Origin of the sequence: Amycolatopsis sp. cmx-11-32 (assembly GCF_047608695.1) — a bacterium.
GTDB lineage: Bacteria > Actinomycetota > Actinomycetes > Mycobacteriales > Pseudonocardiaceae > Amycolatopsis.
Genome location: NZ_JADNQN010000002.1, coordinates 433,887 through 455,369, shown reverse-complemented (window position 1 = coordinate 455,369; position 21,483 = coordinate 433,887). Strand labels below are relative to the sequence as shown.

At 67.6% G+C, this 21,483-nt stretch carries 21 protein-coding genes; 7 read left to right on the top strand and 14 right to left on the bottom strand.

The features are described 5' to 3' along the window. The first annotated feature begins 14 nt into the window (after nt 1-14). Both ACM6LR_RS06915 and ACM6LR_RS06910 read left to right on the top strand, forming a co-directional pair. Nucleotides 15-1,499, top strand: a complete 1,485-nt coding sequence (locus ACM6LR_RS06915; protein ID WP_414943412.1) for an MFS transporter — start codon at nt 15-17, stop codon at nt 1,497-1,499. Nucleotides 1,500-1,518: 19 nt separating this feature from the next. After that, the gene (locus ACM6LR_RS06910) at nt 1,519-2,907 is read left to right on the top strand and encodes an FAD-binding oxidoreductase (protein WP_414936785.1); all 1,389 of its coding nucleotides are present in this window, start codon (nt 1,519-1,521) and stop codon (nt 2,905-2,907) included. Between the two features lie 8 nt (nt 2,908-2,915). Here the strand turns inward: ACM6LR_RS06910 and ACM6LR_RS06905 are convergent, their stop codons facing one another. The 4 genes from ACM6LR_RS06905 to ACM6LR_RS06890 form a co-directional block, all read right to left on the bottom strand. Beyond that, the gene (locus ACM6LR_RS06905) at nt 2,916-3,629 is read right to left on the bottom strand and encodes a DedA family protein (RefSeq protein WP_414936786.1); all 714 of its coding nucleotides are present in this window, start codon (nt 3,627-3,629) and stop codon (nt 2,916-2,918) included. A 54-nt stretch (nt 3,630-3,683) separates the two neighbouring features. Then, nucleotides 3,684-4,085, bottom strand: coding sequence for a hypothetical protein (locus ACM6LR_RS06900; RefSeq protein ID WP_414936787.1), 402 nt, complete (start codon nt 4,083-4,085; stop codon nt 3,684-3,686). Nucleotides 4,086-4,102: 17 nt separating this feature from the next. Continuing rightward, entirely contained in the window at nt 4,103-5,305 is a 1,203-nt protein-coding gene (nagA, locus tag ACM6LR_RS06895; RefSeq protein WP_414943527.1) for an N-acetylglucosamine-6-phosphate deacetylase, read from the bottom strand. Nucleotides 5,306-5,396: 91 nt separating this feature from the next. Next, nucleotides 5,397-5,972, bottom strand: a complete 576-nt coding sequence (locus tag ACM6LR_RS06890; RefSeq protein WP_101611345.1) for a SigE family RNA polymerase sigma factor — start codon at nt 5,970-5,972, stop codon at nt 5,397-5,399. A 164-nt stretch (nt 5,973-6,136) separates the two neighbouring features. On the opposite strand from ACM6LR_RS06890, the gene ACM6LR_RS06885 reads away from it, so the two are divergent. Next, nucleotides 6,137-6,421, top strand: a complete 285-nt coding sequence (locus ACM6LR_RS06885; RefSeq protein WP_414936788.1) for a YciI family protein — start codon at nt 6,137-6,139, stop codon at nt 6,419-6,421. A 4-nt stretch (nt 6,422-6,425) separates the two neighbouring features. Here ACM6LR_RS06885 and ACM6LR_RS06880 read toward each other — a convergent pair whose 3' ends face one another. The 6 genes from ACM6LR_RS06880 to ACM6LR_RS06855 all read right to left on the bottom strand — a co-directional run bounded on the left by ACM6LR_RS06880 (nt 6,426) and on the right by ACM6LR_RS06855 (nt 12,277). After that, nucleotides 6,426-7,421 carry a PDR/VanB family oxidoreductase gene (locus ACM6LR_RS06880; RefSeq protein WP_414936789.1) on the bottom strand — a complete coding sequence of 332 codons (996 nt, stop codon included), beginning with the start codon at nt 7,419-7,421 and terminating at the stop codon, nt 6,426-6,428. Beyond that, nucleotides 7,418-8,296 carry a metal-dependent hydrolase gene (locus tag ACM6LR_RS06875; protein ID WP_414943411.1) on the bottom strand — a complete coding sequence of 293 codons (879 nt, stop codon included), beginning with the start codon at nt 8,294-8,296 and terminating at the stop codon, nt 7,418-7,420. Before ACM6LR_RS06875 ends, ACM6LR_RS06880 begins: the two co-directional genes overlap by 4 nt. Further along, on the bottom strand, nt 8,293-9,765 hold the full coding sequence (locus ACM6LR_RS06870) for a flavin-containing monooxygenase (RefSeq protein ID WP_414943410.1): 1,473 nt from the start codon (nt 9,763-9,765) through the stop codon (nt 8,293-8,295). Before ACM6LR_RS06870 ends, ACM6LR_RS06875 begins: the two co-directional genes overlap by 4 nt. A gap of 80 nt (nt 9,766-9,845) precedes the next feature. Beyond that, nucleotides 9,846-10,319 (bottom strand): pyridoxamine 5'-phosphate oxidase family protein, encoded by a 474-nt coding sequence (locus ACM6LR_RS06865; RefSeq protein ID WP_414943409.1) that lies wholly within the window; start codon nt 10,317-10,319, stop codon nt 9,846-9,848. A 6-nt stretch (nt 10,320-10,325) separates the two neighbouring features. Then, a complete protein-coding gene (locus ACM6LR_RS06860; protein ID WP_414936793.1) occupies nt 10,326-11,216 on the bottom strand; it encodes an SDR family oxidoreductase in 891 nt (296 codons plus the stop codon). 149 nt (nt 11,217-11,365) lie between these two features. Further along, nucleotides 11,366-12,277, bottom strand: a complete 912-nt coding sequence (locus ACM6LR_RS06855; RefSeq protein ID WP_414936794.1) for an aldo/keto reductase — start codon at nt 12,275-12,277, stop codon at nt 11,366-11,368. A gap of 50 nt (nt 12,278-12,327) precedes the next feature. Between ACM6LR_RS06855 and ACM6LR_RS06850 the strand changes: the two genes are divergently transcribed. Both ACM6LR_RS06850 and fbaA read left to right on the top strand, forming a co-directional pair. Beyond that, complete coding sequence (locus tag ACM6LR_RS06850) at nt 12,328-13,149, top strand: LLM class F420-dependent oxidoreductase (RefSeq protein WP_414936795.1); 822 nt, start codon at nt 12,328-12,330, stop codon at nt 13,147-13,149. An 83-nt stretch (nt 13,150-13,232) separates the two neighbouring features. Next, complete coding sequence (gene fbaA / locus ACM6LR_RS06845; RefSeq protein ID WP_414936796.1) at nt 13,233-14,264, top strand: class II fructose-bisphosphate aldolase; 1,032 nt, start codon at nt 13,233-13,235, stop codon at nt 14,262-14,264. Nucleotides 14,265-14,532: 268 nt separating this feature from the next. Here fbaA and ACM6LR_RS06840 read toward each other — a convergent pair whose 3' ends face one another. Then, a complete protein-coding gene (locus tag ACM6LR_RS06840) occupies nt 14,533-15,750 on the bottom strand; it encodes a hypothetical protein (RefSeq protein WP_414936797.1) in 1,218 nt (405 codons plus the stop codon). Nucleotides 15,751-16,026: 276 nt separating this feature from the next. Here ACM6LR_RS06840 and ACM6LR_RS06835 point away from each other — a divergent pair, with 276 nt between their 5' ends. Next, on the top strand, nt 16,027-16,434 hold the full coding sequence (locus tag ACM6LR_RS06835) for a DUF3151 domain-containing protein (protein ID WP_414936798.1): 408 nt from the start codon (nt 16,027-16,029) through the stop codon (nt 16,432-16,434). Nucleotides 16,435-16,500: 66 nt separating this feature from the next. On the opposite strand, the gene ACM6LR_RS06830 is transcribed toward ACM6LR_RS06835, so the two are convergent. Further along, a complete protein-coding gene (locus ACM6LR_RS06830) occupies nt 16,501-17,727 on the bottom strand; it encodes a lipase family protein (RefSeq protein WP_414943408.1) in 1,227 nt (408 codons plus the stop codon). Between the two features lie 134 nt (nt 17,728-17,861). Between ACM6LR_RS06830 and ACM6LR_RS06825 the strand changes: the two genes are divergently transcribed. Further along, complete coding sequence (locus ACM6LR_RS06825) at nt 17,862-18,443, top strand: TetR/AcrR family transcriptional regulator (protein WP_414937122.1); 582 nt, start codon at nt 17,862-17,864, stop codon at nt 18,441-18,443. Here the strand turns inward: ACM6LR_RS06825 and ACM6LR_RS06820 are convergent. Together ACM6LR_RS06820 and ACM6LR_RS06815 are read right to left on the bottom strand one after the other, a co-directional pair. Next, nucleotides 18,440-19,759: a GGDEF domain-containing protein gene (locus ACM6LR_RS06820; RefSeq protein WP_414936800.1), complete on the bottom strand. Its 1,320-nt coding sequence runs from the start codon at nt 19,757-19,759 to the stop codon at nt 18,440-18,442. The genes ACM6LR_RS06825 and ACM6LR_RS06820 overlap by 4 nt on opposite strands. Before the next feature lie 202 nt (nt 19,760-19,961). After that, nucleotides 19,962-21,215, bottom strand: a complete 1,254-nt coding sequence (locus ACM6LR_RS06815; protein ID WP_414943407.1) for an MFS transporter — start codon at nt 21,213-21,215, stop codon at nt 19,962-19,964. Between the last annotated feature and the right edge of the window lie 268 nt (nt 21,216-21,483).

Here is a 21,483-nt window from a genome sequence, read left to right as displayed (position 1 = left end):
GAGGAGAGTGCGCCATGGCGGGGCGCAAGCAGTGGTCGGCGTTGGCGGTACTGGTGCTTCCGGTGCTGCTGATCAGCGTGGACATGACGGTGCTCGGGTTCGCGCTGCCGTTCCTTTCCGAGGATCTGGCGCCGACCGGTGCGGAGCAGCTGTGGATCGTCGACATCTACTCGTTCATGCTGGCGGGCCTGCTGGTCCTGATGGGCACGCTCGGCGACCGCATCGGACGCCGCAAGCTGCTGCTCATGGGTGCCGCGGCGTTCGGTGCCGCGTCGGTGCTCGCGGCGTTCTCGACCAGCGCGTTCATGCTGATCATCGCCCGGGCCCTGCTCGGGGTCGGCGGTGCGACGCTCATGCCGTCGACACTGTCGCTGATCCGTAGCATCTTCCTCGATCCCAAGCAGCGCCGGACCGCGATCGCGGTGTGGAGCGCCGGGTTCTCCGGCGGCATGGCACTCGGGCCGGTGCTCGGCGGCTGGCTGCTGGAGCACTTCTGGTGGGGTTCGGTGTTCCTCATCAACGTCCCGGTGATGCTGGTGCTGCTGGTCGTCGGACCGTTCGTGCTGCCGGAGGCGCGTGACCCGAAGCCGGGCCGCTTCGACCCGTTGTCGGCCCTGCTGTCGCTGGCCGCGATGCTGCCGGTGGTCTACGGCATCAAGCTGATCGCCGAACACGGTTTCACGTGGAAGGCCGCGGTCAGCATCCTGATCGGTCTCGCGCTCGGTGTCCTGTTCGTCCGCAGGCAGAACCGCCTCGACGAGCCGATGCTCGACCTGAAACTGTTTTCGAACCGGGCCTTCAGCGGTTCCGTCGTGACGAACATGCTCGGCGTGTTCGCCATGGTCGGCCTGCTGTTCCTGGTGCCGCAATACCTGCAGCTGGTGCTCGGGCTGACCCCGGTCGTCGCCGCGCTGTGGATGCTCCCGGCGACGGTCGCCGGTATCGCCGGCGCGCTGCTCGCGGCATGGCTCGCGAAGCGGATCCGGGTTTCCGTGCTGGTCAGCGTCGGTCTGCTGGTCGCCGCGGTCGGGTTCCTTGCGCTGACGCAGGTCTCGTCCGGCGGTGGGCTCGCGTACGTCGTGGTGTCGTTCACGCTGCTCGGGGGCGGTGTCGCCCTGTCGGAGACGCTCACGAACGACCTGGTCATTTCGGCCGCTCCGGCCGAGCGGGCCGGGGCCGCGTCGGCGATCTCCGAGACCGGATTCGAGCTGGGCGGCGCGCTCGGCACCGCCATCCTGGGCAGTGTCGCGACCGCGGTCTACCGGTCCGGCCTGCCGGAGGGCACGGCCGAGGCCGCGCGGGACACACTCGGCGGTGCCGTCGCCACCGCGCAGCAGCTCGCCCCCGTTGAGGGTCAGGCGCTGCTGGAGTCGGCTCGTGAGGCCTTCACCCAGGGTGTGCACGTCACCGCATGGGCGGGCGTGGCCGTGCTCGTCTATACAGGTGTTCAGGCTTTCATTTTGCTCGATCGGAAGAAAAGTTCCGCAGTGCGGATCTAATCGAGCCTACGATGAGGGCATGAGCAACGACGCCTTGGTCACCCGTCTCCGCGAGCATCTCGGCAAGGCCGCGGTGCTCACCGACTCCGATGTCACGGACGCCTACTCGCGCGACATGATGCCGCTCGCCCCTGGCGGCAAGCCGCTCGCGGTGGTGCTGCCGTCCGACGTGGAAGGGGTGCAGGCCGTGGTCAGGGCCTGCGCGGAGTTCGAGGTGCCGATCGTGCCCCGCGGCGCCGGCAGTGGCCTGTCCGGTGCCGCGAACGCGATCGACGGCTGTGTCGTGCTGGTGCTGACCAAACTCGATCAGATCGTCGAGATCGACGAGGGCAACCGGCTCGCCGTCGTGCAGCCCGGCGTGGTGAACCTCGATTTCCGCAACGCGGTGGAGAAGCACGGCCTGTTCTATCCGCCGGACCCGTCCAGCTACGACTGGTGCACTCTCGGCGGCAACCTGTCCACCAACGCCGGTGGACTGTGCTGCGTGAAGTACGGCGTCACCACGGATTCCGTGCTGGGCTTGGAAGTCGTGCTCGCCGACGGGTCGCTGCTGAAGACCGGGCGCCGCACGGTGAAGGGTGTCGCGGGCTACGACCTCGCGCGGCTCTTCGTCGGCAGTGAAGGCACGCTCGGCGTGATCACGCAGGCGACCGTCGCGCTGAAACCGTTGCCGCAGCCGCCTTCCACCCTCGTCGCGGCCTTCAACAGCACGGAGGCCGCCGGTGCGGCCGTCGCGCGAGTCGTGCGCGAGGGACTGGTGCCGTCGCTGCTGGAGATCATGGACGCGACCTCCATCAAGGCCGCCGAGGCCTACCTCAAGACCGACCTCGGCACGAGCGCGGACTGCAAGGCCTTGCTGCTGGGGCAATCCGACGCAGGCGGCGAGGTCGCGCGGCGGGAACTCGCGGCGCTGGAACAGATCTGCATCGACTGTGGCGCGGACCTGGCCTACGCCACCGAGGATCTCGAAGAGGGCAAGATGCTGCTGCAGGCGCGGCGGGTCGTGCTCACCGCGCTGGAACTGTACGGCGTCTGGCTGACAGACGACGTCTGCGTGCCGCGCACCCGCATCGCCGAACTGATCGCAGGCTGCGAGCGGATCAGCGAAGAAGTGGGGTTGCGGATCGCCGTCGTCGGCCACGCCGGTGACGGCAACATGCACCCGACGATCGTCTACTCGCCCGACTCCGAAGAGGAATTCGCCCGCGCACGGAAGGCTTTCGACGCGATTCTGGAGGTCAGCCTGTCGCTGGGCGGGACGGTCACCGGCGAGCACGGCATCGGCCGGATCAAGCGCGAGTGGCTTGCCAGGGAGATCGGCGAGGTGGGCCTTCGTGTCCACCGTCAGATCAAGCAGGCCCTTGACCCGGGAAACCTCTTCAACCCGGGCTCGATGTTCTCCCTCTGAACGGCGGGTCAGTCGCGTACGCGCGGGATCTGCTGCGTCGCGTCCATGTCCACGGCCGGAGCGGCGGCGGGCGCGTGCTTCTTCTCGCGGCGCGCCTTCAGGTACTCGATCACGATCGGCACCACGGAGATCAGCACGATCAGGATGAAGATCGCGTCGATGTTGTCGCGGACGAACGGAATGTCGCCGAGCAGGTGGCCGAGCGCGGTGATCCCGGCGGCCCACAGGATGCCGCCGATGACGGTGTAGGTGAAGTACTTCTTCGGGTCCATCTTGCCGATGCCCGCGATCCAGGTGATGAACGTCCGCACGAACGGCACGAACCGCGCCAGCACGACCGCCTTCGGCCCGTGCTTCTCCAGGAAGGCGTGCGTCTGGTCGACGTACTTCTTGTTGAAGAACTTCGAGTCGGGCTTGCGGAACAGCCAGGGCCCGATCTTCCAGCCGAGGCCGTAGCCGAGCAGGTTGCCGAGCAACGCCGCGACGGTGACCAGGACGCAGACCAGCCACAACGGCGCTTCGATCGAGCCGCTCGCGATGAGCAGGCCCGCAGTGAACAGCAGGGAGTCACCGGGCAGCACCGGGAAGATGCTGCTCTCGATGAAGATGATCAGGCAGAGCACCGTGATGACCGGGACGGTCAGCCCGCTCAGCAGGTGCATCGGGTCCAGCCACTCCGGCAGGAGGCCCATCGTCGTCACGTTGTTCTGCGCCAGGATCACACCAAAACGGTACAGGGTGACGCTGAGTGCCTCGACCCGACGGCTGAGGGCGGTTCAGATCAGCGTGAGCAGCCCGACCACTGAACCGGCGGCCAGCCCCAGCAGTACAGCCAGCAGCAATACCCAGTACGCGGGCAACGGCGCGCTTCCGGGCGAAGGCGCCGGAGGTGGCGTCGGACGCTCCGCCAGCCTGGCCGTTTCCGCGTCCTCCAGCGCGACGCGCTCCCGTTCGAGCGAGCCGGCACCGGCACCGGAGAGCAGTCCGTACTGCAGCGGCAGCTCGTGTTGCCCGGTGGACGGCTCAGGGGCCTCCGCGTCGTTCGGATCACTCTTGGTGTCCGATTTGACCGGGTTCTCGACGGAAGCCTCAGTGATCCGTTCCGCCGAAGGGGCGAAAACGGCCTGAGCGCGCAGAGCGTCGGCTAGGAGTTTCTCCGGGTCCTTGGGCTCGCTCATCCGGACTCCTCTCGCCGCTACCCGTCGCTGACCGACACACCGCCTTCGACCGCACCGCTCAGTGGGGCCGTGGCGCTCAATGTAGCCGCAGCCTCGTCCTTGACCCACTCGCCCTGGCGCAGCACCTTGGCCGGTCGAAGGTCGCGGTCGAGCACGACGACGTCGGCCGCGAGCCCGGCGCGCAGCGACCCGGTGCGGTCGGCGATGCCGAGCAGTTCGGCGGGCCGTCCGGAGGTCGCGCGGACGGCGTCGAGCAGGTCGATACCCGCGCCGCGGACCAGGTTGCGGAAGGCCGCGTCCATGGTCAGCGTGCTGCCCGCGAGCGAGCCGTTCCCGGCCAGCGTGGCGACACCGTCGCGGACGTCGACCTCGAGGCGGCCGAGGATGTAGCTGCCGTCGGCGGCGTCGGTGGCCGACATGGCGTCGGTGATGAGCACCGTCCGGCCCTTGCCGGCGTGGTGCGCGGCCAGCCGCAGCACCGTCGGGTGCACGTGGACGAGGTCGCAGATCAGTTCGACGGTGACGCGTTCGTCGTCGAGGAGGGCACCGATCGGGCCCGGCTCGCGGTGGTGGAGGGGCCGCATGGCGTTGAAGAGGTGCGTGGCGACGGAAGCGCCCGCGTCGATCGCGGGGATGATCTGGTCCTCGACGCCGTCGGTGTGCCCGATGGCGGCGATGACGCCCGATTCGGCCAGTTGCCGTACCGCCTTGATCCCGCCTTGGAGTTCGGGGGCGAGGGTGACCATCCGGATTTCGCCGCGGCCCGCGCCGAGCAGCGCGTTGACCGTCGCCGTGTCCGGCTCGATCAGGGTCGCCGGGTCGTGTGCCCCGCAGCGCGCCTTCGAGATGAAGGGTCCTTCGAGGTGAATTCCGGCAAGTTCACCCTCTTGGACCAGCTCTCGCAGGGCCGCGATCTGGTCCCTGAGCACCGGAATGGGATCCGAGACGAGGCTGCCGAGCATGGTCGTGGTCCCGTGTCGCCGATGCGCGCGCACCGCGCGGAACAGCTCCTCGGGATTCCCGCTGGAGAACGACCCGCCCCCACCGCCATGGCAGTGGGTGTCGATGAAGCCGGGCACCACCAGGCACCCGTCTACAGGAACGCGGTCGATGTCCGGGGGTGTCCCGGTACCGACTTGGACGATCTTGCCGCCGGCGATAGCCAGCCAGCCGTCGTCGAGTACACGGTCCGGGGCGACGACCCGGCCGCCCACGATCACGAAATCTCCGGCGCCTCTCACGCCCCCCAGCATATATTGGTCTGGACCAGGCATGGCGGCACAACCCAGCGCTCGAGATCGAAGCCGGGTGTCAGTTCGGCGACTGCATCGCTTTCTGCAGTGCCTCCAGCGCCCGGCTGGCGGTTGACTTCACGGTACCTTTCGAAATACCGGCGGCCTCGGAAATCTCGGCCTCACTCAGCCCACCGTAGTAACGGAGCACCAGAACTTCGCGCTGACGGGGCGGCAGTTTGGACAAAGCGCTCACCACGGCCTGATGTTCACTCGACAGCATGGCGAGGCTTTCGGCCGAACGCGCGTTGACGGCGTGCGGCGCGACGTACTCGCGAGCTGTCTTGCGGCGGCGCAGCACACTGCGTGATCCGTTGACCACCGCGGTGCGCAGATAGCCGACGGCCGCGGCGGCGTCCCGCAGCTTTCCCCAGTTGCGGTGCAGCCCGGTGAACGCCTCCTGGACGACGTCCTCGGCCGTGGCCGGTTCGTCCACGAGCAGGATGGCCAGCCGGACGAGCCGCATCCGATGCTGGCGATAGAGATCCTCAAGGGTCAGCGGTGCCGCAGGCGGCGGTGGCGTGACCGGTCCGTCCATGGTGCGCAGATGGCCGAGGGTCACCTCGACACTGCGTTCCGCGTTGCCCTCGAGCATGTACCCCTACCTGTTCATTTACCCCTTTGAAGCACAACCTGTGCGTGGCGCGCGATCAGCGTATCGGGTCGGGCGGGACCTCTGCCTGATCGGATCCTGAGAACGCCTTCCGGAGTCGGATAGCGTCTGGGACGGCACTGTTGAAGCGATCTTGGGAGACGTCGATGGCCTGGTTCCTGGTGGAGATCCGGTACGTACGGGAGAAGTTGGAGGATGTGCGTCCCCGGCACCGGGAATTCCTCTCCGGCCTCGCCGACCAGGGCGTTGTCGCGCTCGGTGGGCCGCTGGGAGACGACTCCGGTGGCATCTCGCTCTACCAGGCGGCCGACGAGACCGCGCTGAACGAGATCATCGACCAGGATCCATACCACCTGGAAGGCGTTGTCGCGGAGCGCACCGTCCGCGAGTTCAAGCCGGTGATCGGGGCCTGGCTGCCGCGGGAATCCTGACCTGTCAGAGATCGAGGGTGACCGGCTCGCGTTCGACGCAGATCCGGACGCGGTCGCCGGTCACCGTCGGCAGCTCGCAGGTCCCGCAGAACCCCTGGCGGCACGAATACGCGATACCGGGCACGGTTTCGCGAAGGACGTCGAGTGTCGTCCGGTCGGCGGGCACGTCCAGTGTCACGCCGCTGCGGGCCAGTTCGACGCGGAACGGCCGGCCGCCGACGATCGGCGGCGTCGAGAACCGTTCGAAGAACACCGGTCCGGACGTCCGCAGCGCCGCGTCCGTCCGGACGCCGACGATCATCGGAATCGGGCCGCAGCAGTAGATCGGGGCACTCTTTTCTGCCCCTTCGAGCAGTTCCGCGCCCGAGGCGGGGATCCCGTACTCGGTGTCCGGACGGATCCGGACACGACCTTCGAATTCGGACAATTCCTCCAGGAACGGCATCGAAGCCCGGTCGCGGCCGGTGTAGACCAGCCGCCAGTCCGCGCCGGAGGCCGCCGCCTGTCGCACCATCGGCAGGATCGGCGTGATCCCGATACCGCCCGCGACGAACAGGTAGGCGGGGCTCGCGACGAACGGGAACGCGTTGCGCGGGCCGCGCACCGTGATCCGCGTGCCCTTTTTCAAAGCGTGCACCGCCGTCGATCCCTCACCGAGCAGCCGGACGCCGACGCGGTAGGCCGAGCGGTCGTCCGGGTCGCCGCACAGGGAGTACTGCCGGACCAGCCCCGGCCGCGGTGAGAGGTCGACGTGCGCGCCGGGCCGCCACCGGGGCAGCGGTTCGCCGTTTTCGTGCACCATGCGCACGCTGACCACGCCTTCGGCCTCGACGCGGACGTCATCGACGATCAGCGGGAGATCGCGATCGACGGCGGACACCGGAGGACGACGGCGTCCGCTTACCCCACTGAGCCTGCGGTACAGCGCGACGACACCGGTCAGCGACGCCATCACGTGGTCGGTCCGCCCGCTGCCGTCGAGCCGCAGCGGTCGCGTCATCGTGGATGGTCGGCCGCCAGCGCGGCCGGTGAGCCCGCGAGGTACGCGACAGCCTGATCGGTGTCGCCGGTTTCGCCTGGATGATAGGACTTCCGGAAGTACGGCCGGATCTCACGCCGCAACTGCTTGCCTGAGGGCAGAAGCCCGAGTTTCGCCACTCGCAGATATGTCTTGAAACTTGTCTTGCCCGGCCTGGTCGGGTCGTTCTTCATGAGGAACCTGGTGCCGCGCAAGAAGACCCACGCGAGCACCGGGGTCACCACGAGCATGCTGCGCACGCGACGCCCGTAGCGGCCGTCGAGGTGCATGAACAGGTCGAACGCCACAGAGCGGTGCTCGACCTCTTCGGCGCCGTGCCAGCGCAAGAGATCCAGCATCGTCGGGTGCGCGTTCGCGTCGTCCAGTTCCTTGGCGTCGAGGATCCATTGGCCGAGGAACGCGGTGTAGTGCTCGATCGCGGCGACGATCGCGAGCCGTTCGATCAGCCACTCTTCCCGCCGTTCGGCGGAAAGCGCACGATCGCCGAGCAGGCGGCGGAACATCCACTCCATCTGCGCGATGTACGGCCGCACGGTGACGCCCGACGCTTCGAGGTGTTCGGCGGCACCGTCGTGCGCCTCGGCGTGCATGGCCTCCTGGCCGATGAAACCGAGGACGTCCTCCTTGAGCCGTTCGTCGCGGATCAGCGGCACGGCCTGCTTGAACACCTCGACGAACCAGCGTTCGCCCTCCGGCAGCGCCAGGTGCAGCACGTTGATCGTATGCGTCGCCTGCGGCTCGCCGGGGATCCAGTGCATCGGCAGCGACGCCCAGTCGAACTCGACGTCACGCGCGTGCAGGACGATTTGCTCGTGGTCTTCTTGCTGAGCGGTCATGACGCCCGCCCGCTGAGTTCGTAGTCGGTCGCGTCGACCTTGCGGGTCTGGAGCCAGTAGCGCCAGGTGAAGCCGGGCCAGATCGTCCGGTTGACGCCCTTCGCGTCGAGATACCAGCTCTTGCAACCGCCCTGGGTCCACACCCCCTTGACGAGCTTTTCCTGGATCTCGCGCTGGAACTTCTCCTGCACGCCGGGCCGCACGTCGAGCGCCGCGGCGCCGCGCGAGTCCGCGAGCCTGATCGCGTCGACGACGTACCGCGACTGCGATTCGATCATGAACACTACGGAGTTGTGGCCCAGCGCGGTGTTCGGGCCGAGGAGGAAGAAGAGGTTGGGGAAGCCGGAGACGCTGATCCCCTTGTGCGTGCGCATCCCCTCGGTGGCCCACTCCTTGGCGAGGTCGCGGCCGTCGATCCCGGTGATGTCCAGGTATTCCAGGGCATCCGTGACCTTGAAACCGGTGCCGTAGATGATCGCGTCGACCTCGTGCTCGACGCCGTTCCCGTCGACGACGCTGTGCGCCTTGACCTCGCGGACACCATCGGTGTTGACGTCCACATTGGACCGGCCGATCGCCGGGTAGTAGTCGTTGGAGATCAGCACCCGCTTACAGCCCATGGTGTAGTCGGGGGTGATCTTCTTGCGCAGCGCGGGATCCTTGACGCCCTTGCCGATGTGGCGCTTCGCGATCACCTGGCCGGCCTTCATCATCGCGGGGTGGCCGTTGAAGCCGATCGCCCGCGCTTCGAGGAACCAGTAGAGCGCGTTGCGGTAGAGCCGCTGTACGCCGGGGACGCGGCGGAACGCGGTCTTGGCCCAGCCGGGCATGGCGTGGTCCGGCTTCGGCATGATCCACGGCGGCGTGCGCTGGAACAACGTCAGCTCGCTGACCTCGGGGGCGATCTCCGGCACGAACTGGATCGCGCTGGCGCCGGTGCCGACCACGGCGACCTTCTTGCCGCGCAAATCGTATTCGTGGTTCCACTGCGCGGAGTGCCAGGTCTGGCCCTTGAACTTCTCGATCCCTGGCAGCTTGGGGACCTGCGGGATGTGGAGGCCGCCGACGCCGGAGACGACGAACTGGGCCTCGATCGTCTTGCCCGCCTTGGTGTGGACATGCCAGCGGCGCGAGGTCTCGTCCCAGTCGGCGCCGGCGAGTTCGACGCCGAACCGGATCCTGTCCCGCAGCCGGTACTTGTCGGTGACGTCCTTGAGGTACTGGAAGATCTCCGGTGCCGGCGAGAACGACCTCGACCAGTCAGGATTCTGCTCGTACGAGAACGAGTACATGTGGGACTGCACGTCGCAGGCGCAGCCGGGGTACGAGTTGTCGCGCCACGTACCGCCGACTTCGTCCGCCTTCTCCAGGATCACGTAGTCGGAGATCCCGGCCTTTTCGAGCTGGATGGCCTGGCCGAGCCCGGAGAATCCGGTGCCCACGATCACGACCTTGAATCGCTCGGTCATTCTGCGCCCTCCGTGTCGCGGCTCTCTTGCGCAGATGACGTTACCGGAAGTAACAGTTACTTTCTAGTACGACTTACCGGTCAGTATGTTCCGCTGAGCTTCGAGTGGTCCCAGCTCACGATCTTGGTCGGGGTGAAGATCAGCCCGATTCGCTTCGCGGCCTGCTTGGCGATGAAGCCGGCGAGCTCGTCTGGCACCGGCTCACCGGGCTTCGCGCCCGCGTACCGCTGGGTCAACGTGATACCCATCTGGGTGACCATGAGCGTGTCGGTGACGACCTCGACGTCGGCCTCGATGGAGATCCCGCGGAGCTTGTCGTAGGTGTCGCCGTCCTCGATGAGCACGGTGGCACGCGGGTCGCGTTCCAGGTTCTTCGCCTTCTGGGACGAGCCGTATGTCCAGGTCGCGATGCCCGACCCGTGGGGGTAGTACCAGAGCGGGGCGAGATGGGGGCGGCCGTTGGGGCCGATCGTCGCGACGTTGATGACTTTCTGCTCGTCGAGATACACGGTGAGCTCATCGGGTGTCATGCGGATCTGGTCGCGACGCGACATAGGTGGTCAGCCCTTCTTCGTAGCCGCCCGGCCTGCCTGACCGGTTATCGAAGATTCGTACGCGCCACGCTGCTCGATGTCCACGAGCGCGGCCGCGTCCGCCTTCTTGATCCGGCTCTTCGCGCCGAGCTCGATGATCGGCGGCAGGAACGCGCGGATCAGCTTGAGCCCGCCGACCCAGCGCGGGACGTGGATGGTGCGGGCGCGCTTGTTGACCCCGGTCTGGAGGAGGTCGAGCGCGACGGACAGCGGGTAGGTCTTGCCGAGCAGGCCGGGCATCCCGGTGCGGAGCTTGCCGAAGACCGGGTGTTTGTCGGCGCTTTCGACGAGGTCGGTGCGGATCCAGGTGGGGTGCGCGACGCCGACCTGCACACCGAGGTGGGCGACTTCGGCGCGGAGGCTGTTGGAGAACGCCTCGACGCCCGCCTTCGCGGCGGCGTAGTTGGCCATGCCGGGAGCGTGGGTGATCGCGGCCAGCGAGGAGATCGCGAGCAGGTAGCCCTTGCGCTCGATGACGTGCGGGATCGTGACGCGGAAGGTGCGCCAGACACCGAGGAGGTCGACCTCGATGACCTTCTCGAAGGCGGCCGGATCCACCGACCGGACGAAACCGGAGGTCGCGATGCCGGCGTTCGCGATGACGATGTCGATCCCGCCGAAGTGCTCGACGACACCGGCGGTGGCCCGCTCGAGGTCGTCCCAGCTGGTGACGTCGGCTTCCCAGGCGTGGGCGGCGGGGCCGATCCTGTCGGCGACCACCTGCTGTTCCTTGGCTTCGATGCCGACCAAGGCGACCTTCGCGCCCTGCGCGGCCAGGCGTTCGGCGAGTCCCGCGCCGATGCCCCTCGCGGCGCCGGTGATCAGGACGACCTTGCCGTTCACGCTGTTCTTGGCCACGTTGCCTCCTCGTCCGAGCCCTACGGCTTTTCGGACGGTACCTCAACCTACCCGGAGTAAGCTACCCGCAAGTAAGTCCGCGTTTCGTCCTCTGGTTGCGGTAGTTGGTAGTGCGAACTACCGCAACCAGAGGACGAAACGCGGGGGTTTCAGCGCGAGGCGGCGGTGAGGGCGTCGACCTCGTCGGCGGTGAGGGCGAGGTCGGCCGCGGGCAGGAGGTCGTTCAGCTGCTCGACCGAGCGCGCGCTCGCGATGGGCGCGGTGACGGTCGGCCGCGCGAACAGCCACGCCAGCGAGACCGCCGCGACCGAGACGCCACGGTCGGCCGCGATCGCGTCCAGCGCGGCGAGGACACGCTCTCCGCGTTCGTCCAAATAGGACGAAGCTCGGGCAGCGCGCGGGCTGTCGCCGATGGCGTCCTTCGAGCGGTACTTCCCGGCGAGGAAACCCTTGGCCAGCGCGAAATACGGCAGGATGGTCAGGCCTTCGCGCTCGACCGTCGGCGCCAGTTCGGTCTCGTAGTCCCGCTCGACGAGGTTGTAGTGCGGCTGCAGGACGGTGTACTTCGCCAAGCCTTCACGGTCCGAAATGGACAGTGCATCGGACAGTCGTTCGGCGGAGTAGTTCGACGCCGCGATGTAGCGAACCTTGCCCGCGCGCACGAGTGCGTCGAAGGCCCGCAGCGTCTCTTCGATCGGGGTCTCCGGATCGTCGATGTGCGCGTAGTAGAGGTCGATGTGGTCGGTCTGAAGCCGTCGAAGCGAGTCTTCGGCCGCCGCCGCGATGTTGGCCGCGGACAGGCCTTTCCGCTCGTCCCACATGCCGGTCTTGGTCGCGATGACGACGTCGTCGCGACGGCCCCGGTTGGTCAGCCAATTGCCGATGATCGTCTCGGAGCCACCCTTGGAGTACAGGTCGGCGCTGTCGACGAAGTTGCCGCCCGCCGCCGTGTAGGCGTCGAGGACGGCGAAAGACTGCTGCTCGTCCGCGGTCCAGCCGAAGACGTTCCCGCCGAGGTTGATCCCCCGGACGTCGAGGTCGGTGTTGCCGAGTTTCGCCATGTCCCGAACTTAAGGGAAGACATCGGCAGGGGTTGGTGTTAGCTCGGATCATGGGACTCGAACTCGGCAGAATCGGTATCTGGCAGCTCGAAGGCGTGCTCACCCCCGAGCTCGCACGCGAGGTGGAAGAACTCGGCTACGGCGCCATCTGGATCGGCGGCTCGCCGTCCGGCGACCTCGCGAAGGCGGAGGAACTCCTCGACGCGACGAAGTCGATCAAGGTGGCCACCGGCATCGTCAACATCTGGAAGGACGACGCGGCCACGGTCGCGGAGGCGTACAAGCGCGTCGCCGCGAAGCACCCGGAGCGCTTCCTGCTCGGTGTCGGCGCCGGGCACCCGGAGCACACCGCGGAGTTCAAGAAGCCGTACGTCGCGCTCGTCGAGTACCTCGACGCTCTCGACGCCGCCGGAGTGCCCGTCGAAGGCCGCGCGCTGGCGGCTCTCGGCCCGAAGGTGATCAAACTCGCAGGAGACCGCACGGCGGGGGCCCACCCGTACCTGATGACGCCGGAGCACACGCGTCAGGCGCGCGAGATCCTCGGCGAGGGACCGCTGCTGGCGCCTGAGCAGAAGGTCGTCCTCGAGACCGATCCGGCGAAGGCCCGCGCCGTCGGCCGGAAGTCCGTGGCGTTCTACCTCGGCCTGGTCAACTACACGAACTCCCTGCGCAAACTCGGTTTCACCGACGGGGACCTGGCAGGCGAAGGCAGCGACAAGCTGGTCGACGCGCTGGCCGTCCACGGCGACGCGGAGGCCGTCGCCCGTGGTGTCACCGCGCATCTCGAGGCCGGGGCGGACCACGTGAACATCCAGGTACTGAACTCCGACCCCCTGCCGGTCTACCGGGCGCTCGCCGGCGTCCTGCTCTGACGCGACGGCTGTAGGCACCTCCCGGCCGACCTCGTACGATGCGGCCGAGAGGTGCACCAGCCTGCTTCGAGGAGGAGTAAACGATGCCCATCGCCACCCCCGAGGTCTACGCGGAGATGCTCGACCGGGCGAAGGCGAACGAATTCGCCTACCCGGCCATCAACGTGACCTCGTCGGAGACCCTGAACGCCGCGATCCGCGGGTTCGCCGAGGCGGAGAGCGACGGGATCATCCAGTTCTCCACCGGCGGCGCGGAGTTCGCGTCCGGCCAGAAGGTCAAGGACATGGTGACCGGTTCGGTCGCGCTCGCCGAGTTCGCCCAGGTCGTGGCCGCCAAGTACGACGTGAACGTCGCGCTGCACACCGACCACTGCCCGAAGGACAAGCTCGACGGCTTCGTCCGCCCGCTGATCGACATCTCGGCCGAGCGGGTCAAGAACGGCCGGAACCCGCTGTTCCAGAGCCACATGTGGGACGGCTCCGCGATCGACCTCGACGAGAACCTCGAGATCGCGCAGGAACTGCTGGCCAAGGCCGCGGCCGCGAACATCATCCTCGAGGTCGAGATCGGCGTCGTCGGCGGCGAGGAAGACGGCGTCGAGGCCGAGATCAACGAGAAGCTGTACACCGCCGAGGGCGACTTCCTGAAGACGATCGACGCGCTCGGTTCCGGCGAGAACGGCCGCTACCTGCTGGCCGCGACCTTCGGCAACGTGCACGGCGTCTACAAGCCCGGCAACGTGAAGTTGCGCCCGGACGTGCTCAAGGGCGGACAGGAGGCGGCGTCGAAGAAGCTCGGCCTCCCCGCCGGCTCGAAGCCGTTCGAGCTGGTCTTCCACGGCGGTTCCGGTTCGCAGCCGGAGGAGATCCGCGAGGCGGTGTCCTACGGCGTCGTGAAGATGAACGTCGACACCGACACGCAGTACGCCTTCACGCGTCCGATCGCGGAGCACTTCTTCAAGAACTACGACGGCGTCCTGAAGATCGACGGCGAGGTCGGCAACAAGAAGGTCTACGACCCGCGTAGCTACTTGAAGGCCGCCGAGACGGGCATGGCCGCTCGCATCGTCGAGGCCGCTCAGTCGCTGGGTTCGGCGGGCAACAAGCTCTCCTGACCCTCGCGGAAACCCGTGGAGGCCTCCTTGCCACCCTGAAGGTCAGGGGCTCGGCAAGTCGCTGATCCGGGCTTTTCATCGCTAGTGCCCGCAAGGGCCGAGCGGGGAGGATTTGGGACGTTCACCGTCCGAAATCCTCCCCGCTCGGGGGCATGTCCGTGAACATCGGTCGATGCGGCTCCGCAACCGGCATGACCCCGCGACGATGAGCCGCCCGACCTGCAAGACCTCGACTCTGCCGAGACCCTGAGCCTCACGGACCCAGACCTCAGCCTGCCGGAAGCTCTGTGCGGCTCCGGCGTTTCTCCAGCCGCGAGTTCACCGCCCGCGTCCCCGGCCCGGCGGCGGCCCACAACGCGCCGACCCCGACCAGGCAGACCGCGGCCGTCCAGTAGGCCACCGGCGGCGCCGACTCCGTATGCGCGTCGCCGAGGATCCATGGCCGGAACTGCGACTGCACCCACAGCATCCCGTAGCCGAACGCCGTCACCAGCAGCGCGCCGACCCCCGCCGTCAGCAGCGGATGCCCTCGGCCGATGCGGAACGCCAGGTCGACCGCGAGCCCGACGGCGAGCAGGTAGAACGGCACGACCGAGATCGGGAAGCCCATCCCGAGTAGCAGCGGCCACATCACCAGCCGGTAACCGAGATAGGCCGCCGCGACCGTGGTGCCCGCCCAGCGGAAACCGGTCGTGTACCGCGCGAGCGCGAAGATCAACGCCATCACGCCGATGCCCCACAGCGGGTAGACCCAGTCGTCGATCGGCATCGTGAAGTACTCGACGGCCACCCGGTCGACCGGGTGCCCGATCTGGCTCGCGGCGAAGTTCAGCAGTTCGGGCTCCGCCTCGGGCGTGCCGCGCTCCCAGGCGCGCAGGCCGAGGATGCCGTACTCCTGCTGACCGTTCGGGAAGAAGGTGTTCTCGAGGAAGAACGCCCACAGTCCGATGAGGACACCGGTGCGCGTCCGGCCGGGCTTGGCGTACTTCAGCCAGCCCATGATCACGCCCGCCTGCATGATGCCCGTGCCGATGTAGAGCATCATGTGCGACGGGCTCCACGCGGTCAGGTCGAGGCCGTTGACGCGGTGGTTGATGACGTCCAGCGGCGCCGCGATGAGGAACACCACGAGCCCGATCTGCATCAGCCGCAGCGAGCGTCGATCGGCGCCCATCCCCGTGTAGCTGTGGATCGCGACCAGCACCATGATGATCACGGTGCCGACGGTGTTGATCAGGTGCGGCGGGGCGAGGTCGTCCCGGAGCCACATGAAATGCCACGACATGTCCCAGGACGAGCCCACCAGTTTGAAGGCGAACGCGGCGAGCCACATGCCGTAGCAGAAGTTCAGCACCCAGTCCGGTGTCGCCTGTCCTGGCGCGCCACGGTGCCAGTGCAGCTTGAAGAACAGCCTCGTCTTCGCGATCGGACTGCGGGGGATGACACCCGGCGAGAGGTCCCCGGTCACTTCTGTCGCCTTTGTCATGCCCGACATCTTCCCTGCTCCAGGTCACGGGATGGGCAATTGGGGTCGAAAATCGGGGTTCACCCGTAGGGGTGGCGGATTTGCGGCCGGCGCGCGAAGCGGGGCAAGGTGTGCCGCCATGATGCCGAAACGACTTGTCGCGGCGGTCCTCGTCGCCGCTCTGGTGCTGGCCGGTGGGGGCATTCTCGTCAGCCTGTTCTTCTGATCACAGCACGATGTGAAGTCTCCGTCGGGCGCAGGGCGCCCTTCGGAGACCGTGTCGGCACAATGGCCTGCATGACGAACCTCCTCGGCCCCCAGCCGACGCACCTTCCCGAGCACACCGCCGCGCAGGCGGCGCTGGACGCCGGGAGCGACCCGGCCGCCGTCGCCGCCGAACACCCCGACTACAGCGAGGCCTGGGCTTCGCTCGCCGAGAAGGCGTTCGACGCAGGCGAGACCGTCGCCGCCTACGCGTACGCCCGCACCGGTTACCACCGCGGCCTCGACCAGCTTCGCCGCGCGGGCTGGAAGGGACACGGACCGGTGCCGTGGGCGCACCGCCCGAACCAGGGCTTCCTGCGTTCCCTCGCCGTCCTCGGCAAGGCCGCCGGCAAGATCGGCGAGTCCGAGGAGTACGACCGCTGCAGGACCTTCCTCAGCGACTCGGACCCCGCCGCCGCGGAGGCGACCGGCCTCAAGTGACGTGAGATGACCGGAACTTTCCTTGCAAAATTTGCAAGGAAAGTTCCGGTCATCACATCGGTGGCCCTAGAACAACCCGCAGTTCCCGAAGGCGGGCAGCCCCGCGAAGCGACCCTCAAGCCAAGCGAAAGCCTCTGGGAACGCCCGGATCGCCCCGCCGACGTGCGTCGGAACCAGCGAAGTCGAGAACTGCACCTTCGCACCCTTCGCGCACCACGAGCGCGCCATGGTCCGCCCCTGCGCGTAGGGCACGATGTCGTCGAGTGCACTGTGGACGACCAGCGTCGGCGCGCCCGGTTTCCGCGCTCCGATGAGCTGCTCGTCGACCCGCGTCTTGAACGGCTCTTCGCCGAGGTACGCGGTCAGCGGCCTGCCGTCCTTGGTCAGGGTCTTCGACTGCGTGAACGCGTGCCCGAAGATCGCGCCAACGGTGCACTCCTGCTTGACCTTCTCGAACGCTTCGACGCCCTTCGCGTTGAGCAGGGTCGGGATCTTCAGCTCCGGATACGCCGCGTCCATGCTGACCAGCGTGAACCCGAGGAACCCGAAGGCGTAGTGCCCGTCGATGTTCTTGCCGACCTCGGCCAGGTTCGCCGGGACGGCGCCCGCGTACGAGCCCTTCAGCTTGAGTTCGGGCGCGTACGACGGCTGCAGTTCGGCCGCCGACGCCGACGCCCCGCCGCCCTGCGAGTAACCCGCGGTCGCGACCGGGCCGCTGTCCGGCAGGTTCGCTTCGGGCAGGCGCTGTGCCGCGCGGATCGAGTCGAGGACGGCGTTGCCCTCTGCGACGCGGTTGACGTACGTGTGAACGCCAGGAGTGCCGAGGCCCTCGTAGTCGGTGACGACGATGCCGTAGCCGCGAAGCAGCAGCCCGGCGATGAAGGGCCCTTCGTACTCCATGCCCGCGGAGAGGGCCTTCGACGGCGCGCACTGGTCGCCGACGCCCTGCGTCCCGGCCGCGTAGCCGATGAGCGGCCGCTCGCCGGGCCCGTTCCACGCCTTCTTCGGCGTGAGGACGGTGCCGGTCACGGCGTTGGGCCTGCCGTGGGTGTCGGTGCTGCGGTACATGATCCGTTGAACGTTCGCGTCGGCCTTGATGAGTTTCACGGGATCGACGTAGAACGTGGACGGTTCGTGCCGGATGATGTCGCCGGGAACACCCGCGGGCAACGGCGACGGGGGATCGTAGAAGGACGGGGCGGCGACGGCCTGCTGTGCCCCGAAGGTCAGCAGGGCCGCGATGGTGGCCGCTGAGACGGCTGCGGACACACCGCGCCGGGATCCTGGACGCATGCTTGCTCCTCGTTGAGCACAAACATTTTCGACAGAGATGTCGAAAAAGAGAGTCAGTGAGGTGGCGCATAATGTCAAGTCCGGCGCCGAGAGGAAGACCGCGCAAGCTCCCGCTCGGTGAGCAACGCGCCAGGGTGCTGACTTCGGCGGCCGGTGTCTTCGCCGCGCACGGCGCGCAGGCCGCGACGATCGAGCAGATCGCCCGGCGCGCGGGGGTGTCCCGTCAAGCCGTCTACGAGCAGTTCAGCGACCGTACGACACTGTTCGCGCAGGTCGTGGCGGATATCGAGGAGCGGGCCTTCGAGGCGATCGGCGCGCCCGCCCTCGACCTTTCGCAGCCTGAACTCCGATCTTGGGCGCGCGGCAACTACGCCAACATGTTCGCCTTCGTCGCGGCGAACCCCGACGCGTTCCCGGTGCTGCGCGAGGCGGAACGCATGGGCGATCCGGCCCTCACCCGGCTGCGGGAGCGGCTCGCGGGTGTCTACACCGAGGCGAGCCGTCAGCGCTGGGCGCGCCACGGCGTCGACTCTGGCCGTGCGGACAAGGCCCTGGTCACCTTGTTCTTCGCGATGACCGAAGCACTCGTCCAGGCGAGCTGGGACGGCGAGCCGCCCGACGCGGACGCGCTCATCGACCTGCTCACCGAATTCACCGTCGGCGGCGTGGTCCGCCTCAGGACCGAGGCCGCCGACGTGATGGAACGGTTGCGTTAAGCCGCGACGGCCTCCAGAGACTTTTCAGCCTCTTCGGCGACCGCCGCCAGGTCCGGTGAGGACACGACGCGGTTGCGTCCGTTGCGTTTCGCCGCGTAGACGGACGCGTCGGCCGAGGCCATGACCTCGTCGATCGTCCGGCCGTCGAGCGGGAATGCCGCGACGCCGACCGACGCCGTCCGCTGCTCGATGACCACGTGGTTGCCCTCGTTGTCCTGAGTCCTGATGACCATTTCGCTGATCCGCTGCCGGATGCGCTCGGCGACCGCGACGGACTCCTGCTTCGAAGACGAGGTCAGGAGTACGACGAACTCCTCACCGCCGAAGCGGCCGGCGAGGTCCTGCGCCCGGGTTTCGCCCTTGACCAGCGCCGCGACGCCCTTGAGCACGTCGTCGCCCGCCAGGTGGCCGTAGGTGTCGTTGATGCTCTTGAAGTGGTCGAGGTCGATCATCAGCGCGCCGAACTGGCCGTTCTCGCGCTCGGCGCGCGCGACCTCGCGGACGGCGCCCTGCTGCCAGGTGGTGGCGTTGAGCAGCTGGGTCTTCTGGTCGGTGGTGGCGAGTTCTTCGAGCTGCTTGATCAGCACCGAACGCTGCAGCAGGTACAGCGGCAGGAAGACGAGCAGCACGAGCACCGGCTGCTGAGGTAGCACGGCGAGCACCAGCGCGCCGATGCAGACCGTCGACGCTTCGAGGATGTTGTCGTCCCACGAACCGAGGAGCGTCTGGATCGTCGCCTTCTTCGGCGCCGCGAAGTACAGCCCGGTACCGGTGAAGACGGCGTTCATCAGGAAGAAGGCGAGGCTCGCGGCGCAGATCGACGTCACCGACGCCACGTCGGCGCCGACGACCTGCACGGCCGCCCAAGCGGCGAAAGCGGTCAACGTCATGGAGGTGGCGTTCGCCACAGTTCGGTGGGGGTTGACCGTGCGAAGGCCTGCCCAACTGCGATATCCGAGGTGAAGATAGATCACGGTCACGAGAAGTGCGGTCAACTGGGGCGGCAGCAGAATCGCGCCGGGCAGCACCCAGACCGAGGTCATGTTGATGTGCGGGGTGACGCTCATGCTGCGCCTCTGCCGCTCGATCCGGCGGGTCGCCTCGGTGTGGGCGATGGCGAGCCCCGCGAGCAGGAAACACAGCAAGACCTGCGAAGACGTGATGGCGATGGATGTGGCGAAGACCCCCGTCAGTGCCAGCATCGTCGCCACGGACAGCCCGGTGTAGGCGATCCAGTGCTCAGGCCTCTTCCACAGCTCCCACGTCGCTACCGTGAGAGCCGAACGATGTCCAGCGCGTTCCTCCGATGTGATCATCTTTCCCCCTGACTCTTGCGTCATTCTCCGAAACCCCCTACTTACGGACAGCTTCTACCGACTTGCGGGCTGTCGACAAGGGCCCTAGGTGTGTACTTTTCTCTGAGAGGTCGAGGGAAAGGTGCCAGCGATGGCCGGTAGGGATCAGTGAACTGGGGCGTGCGCCAGATGGCCGCGCGATCGGGCCGGCGCGTGGAACACCTCAATGTTCCGCGCGTGCGGCGTCTTTTTCCTGCCACCGTTCCGGATCACCGTTGAGGTTCCGCCCCCAGCTCAGCGCGAGCGGGATCGTCAGCACCAACCCCGCAAGCCCGAAGAGGCCGACCGTCGACTGCGGGCCGACCTGATCCGCCAGGATGCCGCCGATCAGCGGGCTGACGCCCATCGTCGTGGTCAGACCGGTGTTCGACAGTCCCATCACCTGTGCCCGGCTCTCGTCCGGCACGGCCAGCGTCAGTGACGCCGTCGCCTGCATCAGCGCCACCGTGCCGAAGCCGCCGCAGACCACGAACAACACGATCGACGACAGCGGACCCGGTTGCAGGAAGCAGAACAACAGCGGGACCGCGGTCAAGGCCGAAAGCGGCCCGATCAGTTTCGGTCTGACGTGCGCCGGCACCCAGCGCGAGTAGATGAACGCGCCGATCACGCTGCCGATGGGGTCGGCGGCCAGCAACAGGCCGATGACTTCGGGGCCGCCGCCCGACGAGGCGACATAGGGCGCCGCGATGCCCTCGTACACCGGCAGCAGGCCCATCAGCCAGGTGAACAGCAGCAACGAGCGTAGTCCCGAGCTGGCGAAGACGATCTTCCCGCCCGAGCCGATCGACGCGAAGAACGACTTGCGCTTCTCGCCCGTCGCCGCGGCGGGGCGGGCGGCCAGTCCCAGCCGGACGAACAGCGCCGAGATCAGGAACGTGATCGCGTCCAGCGCGAGGGCGATCTGGGGTTCGAGTGTGGTCAGCAGGAGCCCGCCGCCGGCGAATCCGGCCAACTGGGCCGATTGGACGGTCATGCTGCGGATCGCCATGCCGACGACGAACCGGTCGCCTTCGAGGATCTGCGGGAGCAGGGCCAGCTGGGCGGCCTTGAACGGCGGGTTCAGCAGCGAGACGGCGCCGACGAGGACACACAGGACCCAGAACGGCAGTACCGGGACGGCGACCAGCGCGATCAGCGCGGCCCGCAGCAGGTCCACGGTCACCATCACGGCTCGCCGGGGGAAGCGATCGGCGAAGCCGGTGAGGAAGATGCCGCCGAGCAGCGAGGGGGCGTAGGTCAGCGCGTAGGTGAGACCGGTCAGGGTCGCGGAGCGGGTTTCGGAGAAGACGAGGACCGAGAGAGCGACTCTGGCGAGCTGGTCGCCGAAGATCGAGAACAGCTCGGCGAACCAGAGTGAACGGAACTCGGCTACGCCGAACACCTCGCGGTAGGTGACCCGTCCGGCCGAAGCCATGTTGCCCCCAATAGGGTCCTTATTACGCGACAAACTCGTGACCGAGAGTAACGCGGTCACGAGCTCGTCACGAAGCGTCATTCGTTCACGTAAGTGTCTCCTGACTGTTGGTGATTGGCTAGGTTCTTTCGCCGGGTTTCTGGGGCAGAGATCTTTTTCGAAGGGGAGCGGCCAGGAGCCGCCGATGTCCCGAGGGCCCGTATCAAGGTCTAGACCAGCGGTTTTCGGCTTTTCGCTCCTGTCGTCAGCAAAATTCGGGTGTAGCCGC

Coding starts and splice junctions, on each gene's coding strand:
- ACM6LR_RS06815 (WP_414943407.1), bottom strand. CDS start 21,215: ATGGCTTCGGCCGGACGGGTCACCTACCGCGAGGTGTTCGGCGTAGCC.
- ACM6LR_RS06910 (WP_414936785.1), top strand. CDS start 1,519: ATGAGCAACGACGCCTTGGTCACCCGTCTCCGCGAGCATCTCGGCAAG.
- ACM6LR_RS06885 (WP_414936788.1), top strand. CDS start 6,137: ATGGCCTGGTTCCTGGTGGAGATCCGGTACGTACGGGAGAAGTTGGAG.
- ACM6LR_RS06855 (WP_414936794.1), bottom strand. CDS start 12,277: ATGGCGAAACTCGGCAACACCGACCTCGACGTCCGGGGGATCAACCTC.
- ACM6LR_RS06880 (WP_414936789.1), bottom strand. CDS start 7,421: ATGACGCGACCGCTGCGGCTCGACGGCAGCGGGCGGACCGACCACGTG.
- ACM6LR_RS06830 (WP_414943408.1), bottom strand. CDS start 17,727: ATGCGTCCAGGATCCCGGCGCGGTGTGTCCGCAGCCGTCTCAGCGGCC.
- ACM6LR_RS06875 (WP_414943411.1), bottom strand. CDS start 8,296: ATGACCGCTCAGCAAGAAGACCACGAGCAAATCGTCCTGCACGCGCGT.
- ACM6LR_RS06870 (WP_414943410.1), bottom strand. CDS start 9,765: ATGACCGAGCGATTCAAGGTCGTGATCGTGGGCACCGGATTCTCCGGG.
- ACM6LR_RS06850 (WP_414936795.1), top strand. CDS start 12,328: ATGGGACTCGAACTCGGCAGAATCGGTATCTGGCAGCTCGAAGGCGTG.
- ACM6LR_RS06890 (WP_101611345.1), bottom strand. CDS start 5,972: ATGCTCGAGGGCAACGCGGAACGCAGTGTCGAGGTGACCCTCGGCCAT.
- ACM6LR_RS06840 (WP_414936797.1), bottom strand. CDS start 15,750: ATGACAAAGGCGACAGAAGTGACCGGGGACCTCTCGCCGGGTGTCATC.
- ACM6LR_RS06835 (WP_414936798.1), top strand. CDS start 16,027: ATGACGAACCTCCTCGGCCCCCAGCCGACGCACCTTCCCGAGCACACC.
- ACM6LR_RS06820 (WP_414936800.1), bottom strand. CDS start 19,759: ATGATCACATCGGAGGAACGCGCTGGACATCGTTCGGCTCTCACGGTA.
- ACM6LR_RS06915 (WP_414943412.1), top strand. CDS start 15: ATGGCGGGGCGCAAGCAGTGGTCGGCGTTGGCGGTACTGGTGCTTCCG.
- fbaA (WP_414936796.1), top strand. CDS start 13,233: ATGCCCATCGCCACCCCCGAGGTCTACGCGGAGATGCTCGACCGGGCG.
- ACM6LR_RS06900 (WP_414936787.1), bottom strand. CDS start 4,085: ATGAGCGAGCCCAAGGACCCGGAGAAACTCCTAGCCGACGCTCTGCGC.
- ACM6LR_RS06865 (WP_414943409.1), bottom strand. CDS start 10,319: ATGTCGCGTCGCGACCAGATCCGCATGACACCCGATGAGCTCACCGTG.